Source organism: Massilia pseudoviolaceinigra (assembly GCF_030846505.1).
Taxonomy (GTDB): domain Bacteria; phylum Pseudomonadota; class Gammaproteobacteria; order Burkholderiales; family Burkholderiaceae_D; genus Telluria_A; species Telluria_A violaceinigra.
The window spans coordinates 1-12,405 of the sequence record NZ_JAVCWL010000008.1 but is presented as its reverse complement, the minus strand read 5'-3'; the positions used below and the strand labels follow the sequence as shown (position 1 = coordinate 12,405).

13 protein-coding genes are annotated in these 12,405 nt (G+C 59.0%); all 13 read right to left on the bottom strand.

Annotation, left to right across the window (positions count from 1 at the left end; translation table 11 throughout):
* Position 1: 1 nt before the first annotated feature.
* The gene (locus RBA40_RS09510) at positions 2–2,368 is read right to left on the bottom strand and encodes an RHS repeat-associated core domain-containing protein (RefSeq protein WP_306647690.1); all 2,367 of its coding nucleotides are present in this window, start codon (positions 2,366–2,368) and stop codon (positions 2–4) included.
* The gene (locus RBA40_RS09505; protein ID WP_306647689.1) at positions 2,365–4,500 is read right to left on the bottom strand and encodes a DUF6531 domain-containing protein; all 2,136 of its coding nucleotides are present in this window, start codon (positions 4,498–4,500) and stop codon (positions 2,365–2,367) included. The genes RBA40_RS09510 and RBA40_RS09505 overlap by 4 nt, the downstream gene beginning before the upstream one ends.
* Before the next feature lie 724 nt (positions 4,501–5,224).
* Entirely contained in the window at positions 5,225–5,485 is a 261-nt protein-coding gene (locus RBA40_RS09500; RefSeq protein ID WP_306647688.1) for a hypothetical protein, read from the bottom strand.
* Between the two features lie 104 nt (positions 5,486–5,589).
* Entirely contained in the window at positions 5,590–5,997 is a 408-nt protein-coding gene (locus tag RBA40_RS09495; RefSeq protein WP_306647687.1) for a hypothetical protein, read from the bottom strand.
* Positions 5,982–6,317, bottom strand: a complete 336-nt coding sequence (locus RBA40_RS09490) for a ubiquitination-like system serine protease family protein (protein ID WP_306647686.1) — start codon at positions 6,315–6,317, stop codon at positions 5,982–5,984. The genes RBA40_RS09495 and RBA40_RS09490 overlap by 16 nt, the downstream gene beginning before the upstream one ends.
* Positions 6,314–6,811 (bottom strand): lysozyme, encoded by a 498-nt coding sequence (locus RBA40_RS09485; protein WP_306647685.1) that lies wholly within the window; start codon positions 6,809–6,811, stop codon positions 6,314–6,316. The genes RBA40_RS09490 and RBA40_RS09485 overlap by 4 nt, the downstream gene beginning before the upstream one ends.
* The gene (locus RBA40_RS09480) at positions 6,795–7,016 is read right to left on the bottom strand and encodes a DUF7940 domain-containing protein (RefSeq protein ID WP_306647684.1); all 222 of its coding nucleotides are present in this window, start codon (positions 7,014–7,016) and stop codon (positions 6,795–6,797) included. Before RBA40_RS09480 ends, RBA40_RS09485 begins: the two co-directional genes overlap by 17 nt.
* The gene (locus RBA40_RS09475; RefSeq protein WP_306647683.1) at positions 7,013–7,327 is read right to left on the bottom strand and encodes a collagen-like triple helix repeat-containing protein; all 315 of its coding nucleotides are present in this window, start codon (positions 7,325–7,327) and stop codon (positions 7,013–7,015) included. Before RBA40_RS09475 ends, RBA40_RS09480 begins: the two co-directional genes overlap by 4 nt.
* Positions 7,324–7,602, bottom strand: coding sequence for a hypothetical protein (locus RBA40_RS09470; protein WP_306647682.1), 279 nt, complete (start codon positions 7,600–7,602; stop codon positions 7,324–7,326). The genes RBA40_RS09475 and RBA40_RS09470 overlap by 4 nt, the downstream gene beginning before the upstream one ends.
* 111 nt (positions 7,603–7,713) lie before the next feature.
* Entirely contained in the window at positions 7,714–8,379 is a 666-nt protein-coding gene (locus RBA40_RS09465; protein WP_306647681.1) for a hypothetical protein, read from the bottom strand.
* Between the two features lie 2 nt (positions 8,380–8,381).
* Entirely contained in the window at positions 8,382–9,215 is an 834-nt protein-coding gene (locus RBA40_RS09460; protein WP_306647680.1) for a hypothetical protein, read from the bottom strand.
* Positions 9,216–9,226: 11 nt separating this feature from the next.
* Positions 9,227–10,273, bottom strand: coding sequence for a hypothetical protein (locus tag RBA40_RS09455; RefSeq protein WP_306647679.1), 1,047 nt, complete (start codon positions 10,271–10,273; stop codon positions 9,227–9,229).
* The coding region (locus RBA40_RS09450; protein ID WP_306647678.1) for a hypothetical protein at positions 10,270–12,405 on the bottom strand (2,136 nt) is incomplete at its 5' end. The genes RBA40_RS09455 and RBA40_RS09450, both read right to left, overlap by 4 nt.

Below are 12,405 nucleotides of genomic sequence, written 5' to 3'. Positions count from 1 at the left end.
ATCACTTCGGATTGTAAATAGTGATTCCCGGCGGAACGCTACCACCTTGATAAATAGTTTTCGTTGTTGCCCCAGGCTGTGCTTGCCCAACCAGCGAAGGGATTCTTGGAAACATAGGTCCTCTTGCGCTTCCACCTCCAATGCCGGCTTTACCCATCGCATAAACTACAGCGTCAGCGCAGTTATTACTGGAGGCTGAATATGGTCGCTTACGAAACTCGTTCATTGCGTCGACGATTGCCTTTTCTTGCCCAGGCGTTGTATTCATAGTGATCAACGTCACATCTCGCTCTGTAAGTTGATCCGCAACATAATCAGTCAGGCTGGAACCATACCCGTAAGCCGTTCCGTAACTGAAGACGCCCTGCCCAGTAGTTGCGATGCCGATATGCCCGAAAGGATTCGAGAGAATACCTCCAGATAGCACAATTACCGTTTCTAAGCCCAATGGATCAGAAGAAGAAAGTGGATTTCCGCCCACATACGCATAGGTATTGAGGCCACCGCGAAGCCCAATGGGATCGCTCTGCACATATCGCCCAGTCTGCGGATCGTAATCTCTGAAGTAGTTGTAAAACAGGTTTGTGCTCCGGTCATAGTACTGACCTGGCATGCGCAAATTGAACGTAAAGGTGCCTGATCCGGTGAAAGATTCGATCGGAGGTGTCAGGCCGAACGGATCACCACTGTCCCAGCGCCACACAATCTTGTTGTCGAGCGTGCGCGTGATCATACGCGGCGTTCCCAAATGATCCGGATGAATATGGAACACGTTAATTGCCGTGCTTTGGGCAGGTGCCGTACCAGTCACTGTCTGCGTCAGGACTGCCACCGGCAGGTTGCCCAGGTACACCGTCTCGCGCGTCGCCTTGCCGTTGAGATAGCTGTACTCACCTACCAACTGTCCTTGTTCGTCATAGACGAATATACCACCACCGTAAGTCTGGAAGACACGCTGATCCAAGCCGTTGAACAGCTGGTGGGTCGTGACAGCACCGTTCTGGTTACGGTACGGCCGTGCCCGTCCGCTATAAGTGATGACGTGGGTGCCATCAGTCGTCCGATCACCCACGCCGTTATAGACATTGGTCTTGGCCGGCCCCGGGCCGGTGGCCGCGCTCAGCTTGTTGCTGAGCGGGTCGATGGTGTTCTTGTATGTGTTCGCTCCGAAGCTGGCCTTGATCCGGTTACCGCTGGCATCGTAGGCGTAGGTCTGGCTGGTGCCGTTGCCGCTGTAGCTGGTCAGGCGATTCAACTCGTCATAGCCGAAGGTCTGGTTCAGGCTGGCCGGGCTGGGTACCGTGCTGGCGCCGGTATGCGTGTACGCCTTGATGCGGCTGGCGGCATCGTAGTTGACCGTGCGCACCACACCGTTACCCGAAGGATTTCCCAAGGTATAGCTGCTGATCCGGCCATCGAGGTCGTAGGTGCGCACATGCGCGTTCTGGTTTGCTGGAACGCTATTGCCCCATGTCCAGCCGGTGGTTCCGCCAAACGGTGCGTAGGTGATATTGTTCAGCAAAACAATGCTGCTGTCGATGTTGGTGTCGGTACCGGTAGCTTTTACCGGGTTCAGCGTGATGCTGGTGACCTGGCCCGCCTGGTTGTAGCCATAGTTAACGCGGTTCCCGCTCGGATAGGTCACGCTCGCCAGCCGGCCATACGCATCGTAAGCATAGGCAAGCGTGTGCGTGTTGGTGTAGCTCCCCAAGCCGGTCGTGGTCTGGGCTTTGGTCGCGAGCCGCCCGAATTCGCCATAGGTATACCTCGTATAACCCGATTCATCCGTCATCAGCGTCATCTTGCCGCGCGCATTCGGGGTCGGGGTAGCACCGCCGTCGTACTCGAACGTGGTACCGATGGTGATCGTATAGTTGATCCGGATCAGCCGGTTGAGCGCATCATAAAAATAGGTATTCGTGTAACCGCTGCCGAACGTGCTCGTTTTCAGGTTGCCGGCGGCATCGTAAGTCGATTTTGTGAGGCCGGTATCGGGGCTTCCCAGCTCGGTGCGGTTACCCAATCCGTCAACGGAGTAACGCGTCTCCAGGTTGCGCGGATCGGTTACCGTCGCCAACTGGTCAATGCCGTCGTAACCATACTTGACGGTCGGGCGTGCGCCGTCGGTCAGCGGCTGTTCCACCTGCTTCAATCGATTGAATGAATCATAAGTATGAGTCGTTACGCGTCCCAACGGGGCGGTAACCTCCTTCAGGTTGCCGACCAGGTCGTATTTATAACTGGTGGTCCCTGCCGGCACCGACTGCGCCGATGCGACGGTGCCGGTATAGCTGCCCAGCAGTGGGGTATACGTCATGACAACAATCAGTGCGCCGGACGTCAAACGGCTAAAGGTACGGCGGATCATTGTGCAGCTCCGGTTTGGCTCGTCAGACGGCCGGTAATGTCATAGGTACGGGTAATCTGGCGCGCCAGGTTGCCGTTGGGGTCGCGCACCTCTTCCTTGATCCGGTTGCCGGTGAGGTCGAGTGTATAAATGATGCTCTCGTTACGGTCGCTGACCACGGAAGTGAGCCGGTGGGCTGAATCGTAAAGATACTTTGTCACGCTCTTGTCCGGGAACGTGACCATCTCGACCTGACCTGATGGTTTGTAGACGAACGTGGTTGTCTGTGTGGTCGCTCCGCTCGTTACGGCTTGCGACTTAACCCATCCGCGTTCGGTGTAGTCGAGCTTCGTTTCGGTGTAGTCGGGCTTCGTCGTGTCACCGTTAAACACGCGAATTGTGTGAACCCGGCCGTGAGCGTCATGGTCCCCGTAAGTGGTATCCTGCTTGGCGGCGTTGGTTACCTTGACCAGATAGCCCGTGAGCGGATCATAGTCATATTTGGTGAGGTCGACGATGTCGGTACGCGGACCGGTCACGCTCAGCAATTGCCCAAACGTGTTGTACGTATATGTCCATTTGCGGGCGTTGCCTGCCAACGGCGCGTTCAATCCCTGCGCCCCCGTCAGGTCGGTGGTGGCCTGCTCGGTTCTGGAGAGTAGATCGCCGGTCTCGGCGTCGTACTGGTATTTCGTAATACGCTTGGGTTCGGCGATTGTTTCCGGCAGGCGAAATTTCGCGTGCCATTTGGTCGTGGTTTTACGTGCCGGCGAAGCAAGTGTTTGCACGCCCAGCAGCGTGATGCAATCGCCTGTCGAAGCGCCTTCAATCCGCGTCGTTTCCAGATTACGTCCAGCCTCGTAAGCGAAGCAGCTGTAGCTCTTGTTGAAATCTTTCGTCATTGCGACGTTTCCAATCGCGTCATATTTACGCTCGGCGATGGTGCCGCACTCGGCACACGGCGCGTCAACGGTCGTCGTTTTTGCAACGCCCTGCACATACTGCTTGCCGAAGTTGCTTACCGACGTCAGCGGGTTTTCCTTCGGCCCCACATAGTGGGTTACCTTTGCTGAAGGCGCGGTGCCCTCAGTGTAGGCGACAGTGACCTTGTTGACGTCTTCGCCGAGTTGCGACGACGTTGCCCGACCAGCGCAGTCATACGTCCAGCTGATGTGACGCTCTTCATTCTCATCGACTAGGCCAGTCATCAGGTTACTAAAAGCCGTCGGGCCAAAACCATTTCCGATTGTGAAGTATGCGTTCATACACATCGCGCCGGCGTTGATTTTGCTTGCTTCGTTGTACCAATATGTCTGGCTTTTACCATCTGGGTAAGTCACCTTCGTCAGATTGTTTGCTTTGCATGCAAAGGTCTTTTCATTGCCGGGAATGCAACCGCCCGATGCGCCGTCGTACTCGTATAAAGTGGACTTACCCGCTGGATCGATCATTTCGGTAATGCGACCTTTTACGTCGTACCTGAACTGGATCTGACGTCCCCAATTATTCGTCACGCACAGCAAACGGCCGGCCTGAAGGACGTTGTTCGGATGTGCGTCTGCGCAAACAGGGGCGGTTGCTGGAAGACGGCTGACGTTGGTATCATTGCTGACGCCATCGCTATACGTGAATAATTGCTTGAGGCCGCTGCGTTCCGTCACGGACAACAGTAAGCCGGTAGTGTCAAAGCGTTCCACGCGGTCCTGCTGCGCGCTGGAAAGGATCCACTCTTTTACAGCAAGGTTGTCCGCCGTCATTACGGCCGAGAGTTTATCGCTTACATCGGCGGTAGTGGTGTACTTCGCGGCACCGGCATGGGTGAACAGGATTTGTTTTCCGTCGGGATGCATGACAGACACCCTGCCTGGAATAGGTTCCCGGCTGGGGAAGCCGGACGAGCATTCCAGCGAGCCACCGTGGAACAGCCAGCAATCGCCGGGCTTGCCGTTGACGTAGTTCTGTTCTGCCCTGAGCGATTTGCTATAGGAATGGGTCCAGCGTACGCCAAATCCACGAACCACCGCAGGATCCGGATAGATGGGCGAACTGTTATAGATACGGCTTAGCGTGAGGTTGCCAGCGGTTTTTGACGGCTCGTAGTCTGTGATAGCGTGCCACATATTGCCTGTGGTCGGGTTAATCGGTTCGCCCACGACCGGCACATCGGGGCAAGGACACACGCCGACATTCTTGCCGTCGGAGTCTGCCCTTGGCACAGCTTGAACTAAGACACATTGATCGTACTCGGACGAGTACCGGAGATTCTCCGCTGAGCTGCATACTAGTTGCTCGCGGTCAAGGTAACTCGAGTATTCATTCTTTGAGGTGCAGGCTCCGTTATTCATATAATATTCGGTCGACACAAAACGCCTGCGTTCCACAGTTGTGCGAAGCGAGCGACTCTCTACAGCGACGTATTTTGAAGACGGGTCCGGCACCAAAGTGTATTTACAAACGTATTTGTCAGGTCCGGCTGCCACTATCTTAATTATGTTATTTGTAGCCCCCGCCTCATCCAAAAAACGTGTTGCTGAACCCATGACATATTTGTATGGTCCAAAAGAGTCGGGCTTGGGCTCAACGGCTCGTGCGCTGAGTGTGACGCATAGAAGAATTGCAGTCATCAGGGAAAAGAAAATGCGGTGGGACGATAGCCGCGATAAAAATGGAACACCTGCAGACGGAAAAGCCATCTCGTACCTTTGAGTTTTTGAAAGTTGCAGAATTATCTCATGGTAACGTCAATACATTTTCATATTTGCAACATTTATTGCAAATTTGGTTACCATTTTACAACAAGCGTACCATCAAGGTCGCTATTAGCAGTTTTAGAACCTATCAGTCAATCCAGCATCGATGCCGGAATTCCGGTATCGCTCACAAGCACCCCGCGATCACAGCCTCAAGCTGCGCCTCGTACTTGAGGTGCAGCGGCAGGTCGCGCGCCAGGGCGAGCACCTTCTCGCCGTCGCTGGCATCCGGCGCCAGGCCGCGCACGGCGAACGTCGGCCGCTCGAGCGCGCCAGTGACGCACGGGCGGTAGACTGGCACCTTGACGACCGGGATAGCCGGCGCCGGCCCCGCGCACGCGGCGAGCAGCAGCAGCGCAGCGCCAACAGCCATTCGAGCAGCACCCAAGAGCGAGCATCCATGCGGGTTTGCGGCCGAAATGGGGCCATTTGACCAGCACCGGAATCTGCGCAAAAATTGCGAAAAATCGAAATTTCGAAATTTCGAAAGCTTCATCGGGTAGCCTCCAGGATCAGGTTCACGGTCGGCATGGCCTCATCGCATGTGGTGGCGCGCGCGCCAGCGACTCGGGCCAGCGCGGCATCAAAGCGCCGGCCGGCGGCGGCGGCCTGCTGCTGGGCGGCCTGGCCGCGCGCCTCGGCTACCAGCTTGGCCGAGCCCGCCGCCTCTACCGCATCGTTCTGCGCCTGGATGGCCACGCGCAGCTCGGCGTTCGCGCTGCGCTCGGCGGCCAGTTCCACCCTGGTGGCGTCACGGTCGCGCGCGGCGAGGTACCAGCTGCCACCGGCCCACGCGCCCACAACCAGCAGGGCGGCCAGCAGGATCACGGCCACGACCTTCCAGATACCACCGGTGACGCCGGCGGCCAGCGTGCCCACGGCGCTCACGATTCGCTCCAATCTGGCAGTTCGACAGTCTGGCCGGCCAGCGCATGCGTGCAATCGCCCAGGAATTGGATGCGGCCATCGGTGACGAACGAATGACAGATTTCTGGCGGATCGCCATCTTCGGGCACGAATGTCGGATCAACTGCGCGCCCCGTCGTCACCAGCACCGAGGGCGCGAATGTGGGTCGGTCTCCGTCGTCGTTGAACCCCCACGTCGGGCCAGCCCAGCCCTCGCCGGCTGCGTGCACGACATGCGAATACTCGCAGCCCGGACACATGAACATCAGGCCACCCAACTGGCTGCGCCACAGCTTGCTGCCCAGGGCGCTCATTGGGCCGCCACGCACTGCGCATGCGAGCGCTGGCGATCTGTCCACAGACCGGCGCAGCGTCGGTTGCCAGGCGTCGAGCAGTCGTAGCCGCCAGCGAATCGGTACATCAGGATTGCATCGCATGCGGCACGATAGTCGCCCACGTTCAGCCGCTTCACGATGGTGCTGCTGCAAAACGCGGTCGACCCGATGTTGTAGGTCAGATCGACGTACACGTCGTATTCCGCCTGCGTCATCGGGGCGCGCACACAGCTTTTGACAGCGCCCTCGTAGGTCCGGACGTCGAGCAGCGCGCGCTGCGCCGCCTTGACCGGCGTGGTGCGGTCGCCAGCCTTGACGCCACCGGTGGTGCCAAAGCCGATTGTGGGCACGTCACCCTTCGTCGGAATGATCACGCCGTCTGTGTAGCCCTCGCGCGTCAGGATCCCGACGAATGCGCCAGCGCTCAGCACCAGGCCGGCGATGCCCATACGGATTCTATTTGTCGTTGCCATGGAGTTCTTTCTGCGCCATGAGGCGCGATACATTTGCGAAAATGGAGACTGCCGCGGCGCCGCCGGCGAACACGCCATTCGGCATGCCGTCAGGCTTCCAGATGGCCACGGCCACCTCGGCGGCGCCGAACATGGTGGCGGCGACGTTGAACTTCACGCTCCAGGCCTTGCGCAACACCACGCGCCAGTCATCGATGAGGATCATCTATTGCTCCAAAATCCGTTGCCCTTCGCCCCGGTTGCGCCGGTGTCGCCCTGCTTTCCCTTGCTGCCAGTCTCGCCGCGCTGGCCTGCATCGCCGTCGCTGCCGGCGCGCCCCCGGTCCCCCGTCTCGCCCTTCTCGCCGACGCCGTCAGCCCCGGCCGGCCCCTCGATGCCTTGGGCGCCGGTCTTGCCGGGCGGCCCTTGAATGACCCGCGTCGGATAAAGCACAGCCACCAAAAGCAGCGCCGCAGCGACGCCCAGGAAGATGCGCAGCACCCAGTAAAACGAAACTGACCACTTTTTCGCATTCATCGAATGTGCCCTCCGATTACCTTGTCGATAATCCAGTACGCCATACCCATGACCGCCGTGCCGAGCGTCATCACGCCCCACTTCAGGGCCTTGGTCCGCTCGTCTTCCAGCGCGTCGATCTTGTCGTTTGCTTCCTTAATGTCAGCGTTTGCCTTGTCGGTGACGCGCTTGAGGTCGGCTTCGGCCTCGCGCTTGTTCTCTTCGATTTCGCGCTGCTGCAGCGCTTGCGCGTGAATCAGCAGGGCAATCTGTACTTCGGTCGATGCTTGGGTCATTGGCTTCTCTAAGCGGTTGTGCGCGGCGCCCAGGTGGAAACCGCAGTGATGCCAGCGAGCCGGCGAAAAAAAAGCCACCCGAAGGCGGCCGTGGTTTGGACTAGCGTGGGCCTACTGGTAATAGTTGATCGTCACCGATCCGCCTGGCGGTACCACGATCGAGTATCCGTTGCCGGGAATGACGGTGATGTTGTAGTACGTCGAGGTCGGCGCCACACCGCCGCTGATACCGCCAGTGAACGTGTAACCGAACGCTGTACTGTTGCTGCCGTTCGTGGGCGATCCCAGATAATTCCAGCTCACCGTAGCCGACCAGTTTTGATTCGACCCGCCGCCAGAAATATTTCCACTGCTTTGCCAGCCAGATTCATAGGAAATCGTGGCAGACCCGGCGATCACGCCAGACTCCGAGCGCCCAGCAGTGGTGACCGTATATGTGCTGTTGGAAAACTGTCCGACGTTGTAGAAGGTATAGCTGGGGCTGCCGCCAGCATTGATCGCGTTCCGCTGGGAGACTGCTGTGTTTGTTGCCGAGGTCCAGTCGTAAAAACCAGCATTCGCACCACCGCTGCCGACATACCAAAATACTGTTGCAACAACTGCGCTCGCACTGAGTACCGGCGCGGCGCCGCCGTCGCTGCCTTTGCCGACGAGGCTGTCGACCATCGTGGTCGAACCGGGCGCGGTCCATGTGCCGCTGCTGGTGAAGGTCGCGGTCATGGGCGTCCGCGCGCGTCTTCCATAAAACCCGGCGCGCCGGGCGTCGATAGGCGTCATGATCAGCCTCGCAGCACGGACACGATGAGCGTGGTGCCGCCATCGCGCGTCGACACCATGACGTAATCGGTGCCGCCTGTTTGCCACGTGATATTCGCCGCGGCTGCCGTCGTCTGGATCACGCCATCGTACCGGATGAACCGGGCGCCGGCCGGCCATGCCGGCGTGCCGCCACTGCCGATGTTCACCAGCTCCAAGAACTGCACCGCCTGCTTGCCGCTGGCCGGCCAGCCGGTGAAGCTCATCGTCTTTGCGCCAGAGGCTGGCGCCACGCGCTGGGTTCCGCCGTTCGCGTAGGCTATCGCAGTGCTCGTGCCGTTGTCATAGTAGGTCATTGATCGCGTGAGCTCTTGCAGGTCAGACAGCAGCGCGATGGTCCCCCCGGCCCCCGGCACGGTCAACGGGATAACGGTGCCCGTTGGAATCAGCGCGTCGCATTCGAAGCGCACCTGCTTTGACGCGTCAACGCTTCCCTTCGCGATCGAATTCGTGTCGACGAAGGCAACAATGCTGCTTGCCGTCGCCGCGCTGCCTGCCGCCGCCGCTGCCGAAGCTTGGGATTGGTCCCTGTAACTCATGGAGGCATCGGCGGCGAATTGTGCCGTATTTTTGTGCCCGAGAGCGGCATCGCGCGCAGCCTCTGCTGCCGTCTTTGCCGCATCGCTCGACGCTTCCTTTGCGTTCACGTTCGTTTCGAGCGCGTTCGCCTGGGTGCGAAAGGCATTCAGCTCTGGCACCATCACCTGCTGCGCGGCAACGAAGGCGGCCGCCTTTTCGCTAAACACCGTCGGCGTATCGGTCGCCGGATTCGGCGCCGCTGGCAGTGCGGTGATCACTTGCGTTATTGTCATATGAGTCCTCGAACTTCGATTGGGGCGGCACGACCGCTATTTGAGATTGGGACTTCCCACTGGCCGAGATAGCCATAGGCGATAGTCATTGAGTAATCGGACGAAGCGATGAAGACCATCTCAACGTCGGTATATTCGGTGAGCAATCGGAATGCCTCGCTTTCGAATCCCTCAGGGATCCGCACATCGAAATTCATCTTCTTCGCGTTTGCACGCTTCACCATCGTCACATTTCCAAAGGTGTCGGTGGAGACGGTGGAGTAACTAAGCACCCCCGCCGTCAGCTCCCACTGAGTGAGGCCGATTGTCCGGGACTTGCCAACAAAGCACCCGCCGATAGCAGCGTTCAGCCCAGCGTTGTCGACGGTGATAGTGATGTTGGCAGCCGCGTACGGTGGAATGCCGTCGAACACCACGTCGCCGGCGCGGATCGGCTCCTCATAGAAGAAGTCGTACCAGTTCAGCACATCGTGGCGCACCAAACTCTTTGTTACCGAGTAGCCACTGATTGATTGCGACACCGTCGCGCTCGCGCCCTCGACGTTCAGGAGAGTTATGGTATTCACCAAGCCAGGTTGGATCACGACGCTGACCGAGGTTGGCGCCACGGTTTGCGAATTGATCGCCTTATCGAACATATTCCAGCGATTTGTCGCGCTGCGTCGCAGCCATTTGGTGGGGTTGTTCGCCACCGCCTGGCCGACATTTCCAGCAATCTGCGACTCGTACAACTCGTGGACATTAGTCGCAATGCTCGATACGATCGCTCCCAAGGCGTAGGTTGTCCCGGCCGAGTACGGCGCGTACACCGTTCCCAGCAGCTTCCACCATGTCGGTGAACTTGCCGGCGTGTGGCCGGTGTTGCTCGCCTGAAGCGACTGGTAGACCACCTGAGCCGTACCAGTGGTGACGCCACGAATATCACCGAGGGCGTACGTGCTGCCCCCGGCGTAGTCGGTCACCAGCGCCTCGGGCACGGTGCTGCTGATCAATCGCACATCTGTCACTGCGACCGGCCGGATCATGCGGAAATCCGCGCTCATGCTTGTTCCTTCGTGCGCATTGCATTGTTCCCATCGGTTACAGTTTCAAAGGCGTCGGCCAGCCGCTTCGTGTTCGTAGCCGTCTTGTCGAGCGCTTCCTGCTGACGCTCAAGCGCCACCTGCTGCCGCGCTACAGTCGCCGTCAGCCGGCGGACCTCTTCCAGTAACTCCGGGCTACCGCCGCTCAGCATCGAGCGGGCTTGACCGGCATTGAAAATCCTCGCCGGCCCGGTTGCTTCCAGCTCAGGCCCGTTCTCGCCGACCAGACGCAGGCCGCCGCCGAAGTCGCCGCCAGTTGCATACCCTGGCACGCCGTGGGACCGAAGGAACTCGGCCCATTTCCCGTTCTTCTTCGCGTCAAGCTCGGGCTGCGCGGCCTTGGTGAAGTCGGCCAGTTCACCGCCATCCACCGTATCGCCGTACGCCTTCTTCCAAAAGTCGATCCCGGACTGTTGACCTTTGCGGCCGAGAACCTGCTGGAACAGGCCTTCAACCGACAGGGCGCTCGGGGTATCCTTCACGCCCTTAACAGCCGCAGTGAATTCCTTGATTGCGTCGGCCAAGCTCTTCACAGAGGTGTCAACTCCCGTTACAGCCTCAAGTTCCTTCTGACCGTTTGTGACGATCGCATCCAGACGAGCCAGGTCACGGATATGGTTATCGCTGAGCAACTGCAGCTGAGCCGTCGAGGCTGCACCGATCGTTTTAGATGCTGTCTCCAGCCCCTCAACGGTCAGCAGCCCGAAGTCCAATTCCTTCTTGGCGTTCGCCTGCAAGGCCTCGAGCGAGGCTTTTGCCCGATTCTGATCTCGGGCGTAGTCCTCGAACGTGGCGAACATCTCCTGACTCGGTTTCGCGATCGTGTCGAGAGCTTCGTCAAGGCCAGCGATATTGCCGGTGCCGCCACCACGGGTAAATACCGCAGCCTGCGCAAGAAGATCCTGCGCAGCGCGCCGACGCGCCGCATCCATCGCAGTCGACTGAATCTGAGTCGATTCAAGCGCAGATGTAAGCTTGTCGAATACCGACTTGACAGAATCGGCCAACTTCTTTGCCGCCTCGATCTGGCCTTTGTAGAGGTCTGCCCCGGGAGCCGAGTTTTTGATCGCCAGCACCTGGGCGTCATAACTCTTGGTCAGCGCATCCTTCTGTGCGCCGACAGAGTTCTTCAGTCCGGTAAGCGCAGTGTTTGCGGTACCGACAGCAAGTGCAGCCGCTGCCGCCTGGTCTTGCAAAGCATTGCGGTTTTTGATGAGCGCCACAGTCGATGCTTCCAGCCCCACAATTTCCTGAGCCCGCGAGGCTGCAAGCGCACCAGCCTTGTCGCCGGTAATCTCCATGATCTGGATCTCGACCGAGCGGTTCTTAGAAGCGAGAGCCGCAGCGGTGACCTCATCTTGCAGAGCATTGCGCCGCTTGATGATTTCGGCCGTAGACGCATCAAGGCCCTTGATCTCGTCGGCACGCGTGGCAGCCAACGCGCCGAGCCGGTCCCCAGCGAGTTCCAGGTTCTGGATTTCCAGAGCGCGGTTCTTGTTAGCCAACTCAAGCCCGGTCACCTCGTCATAGACATCCCAGTTCGACTTGTCGACATTATTCCGGCTCTTCGTTGCCAACTGCTCCGGGTTCATCGTGAGTTCGTCACGGCGATCAATCAGCCCATTCCGCTCGCTGAGCTTTTCGGCAGCCGTCTTCGTTTCCTCCAACGCCGGCACCACCGCAGCAAATGCGGTTTCAAGCGCCATCAGGCCGGTGAACAATTCCGCACCCGCCGTCGTCGCGAGCTTTCCGCCCTCGGACAGGCCCAGTACTGCGGCCTTGAAGTCGTCGCGGGTTTTGATGCCGGTCTGACCAAGGCGTGCAAGCTCTTCGTTCACGTACTTCTGAACCGGAGCCAAGCGTTCAGACTCCGTCAAAAAATTGTCGGCGAAGCTACTGGTATGCTCGGCGAATTTATCGATGCCGCCAGCCGCGGCAATCAAGCCCTCGCGCGCAGCCAGACTGCTGACGCCGGCGGCGCCAAAGGTCAGGCCTATCGATGACAGTGCGCTATCCAGCGTGGCGTAATTGGAGGCCAAACGGACGATAGTTTCCGTGTAGCCCTCGCCGACCTGGCGGAACGCATCCATCTC

What these genes read in the sequence shown, in the direction of transcription:
- RBA40_RS09475 (WP_306647683.1), bottom strand. Translation starts at nt 7,327, where the DNA reads ATGAATGCGAAAAAGTGGTCAGTTTCGTTTTACTGGGTGCTGCGCATC.
- RBA40_RS09480 (WP_306647684.1), bottom strand. Translation starts at nt 7,016, where the DNA reads ATGATCCTCATCGATGACTGGCGCGTGGTGTTGCGCAAGGCCTGGAGC.
- RBA40_RS09510 (WP_306647690.1), bottom strand. Translation starts at nt 2,368, where the DNA reads ATGATCCGCCGTACCTTTAGCCGTTTGACGTCCGGCGCACTGATTGTT.
- RBA40_RS09485 (WP_306647685.1), bottom strand. Translation starts at nt 6,811, where the DNA reads ATGGCAACGACAAATAGAATCCGTATGGGCATCGCCGGCCTGGTGCTG.
- RBA40_RS09490 (WP_306647686.1), bottom strand. Translation starts at nt 6,317, where the DNA reads ATGAGCGCCCTGGGCAGCAAGCTGTGGCGCAGCCAGTTGGGTGGCCTG.
- RBA40_RS09465 (WP_306647681.1), bottom strand. Translation starts at nt 8,379, where the DNA reads ATGACGCCTATCGACGCCCGGCGCGCCGGGTTTTATGGAAGACGCGCG.
- RBA40_RS09455 (WP_306647679.1), bottom strand. Translation starts at nt 10,273, where the DNA reads ATGAGCGCGGATTTCCGCATGATCCGGCCGGTCGCAGTGACAGATGTG.
- RBA40_RS09470 (WP_306647682.1), bottom strand. Translation starts at nt 7,602, where the DNA reads ATGACCCAAGCATCGACCGAAGTACAGATTGCCCTGCTGATTCACGCG.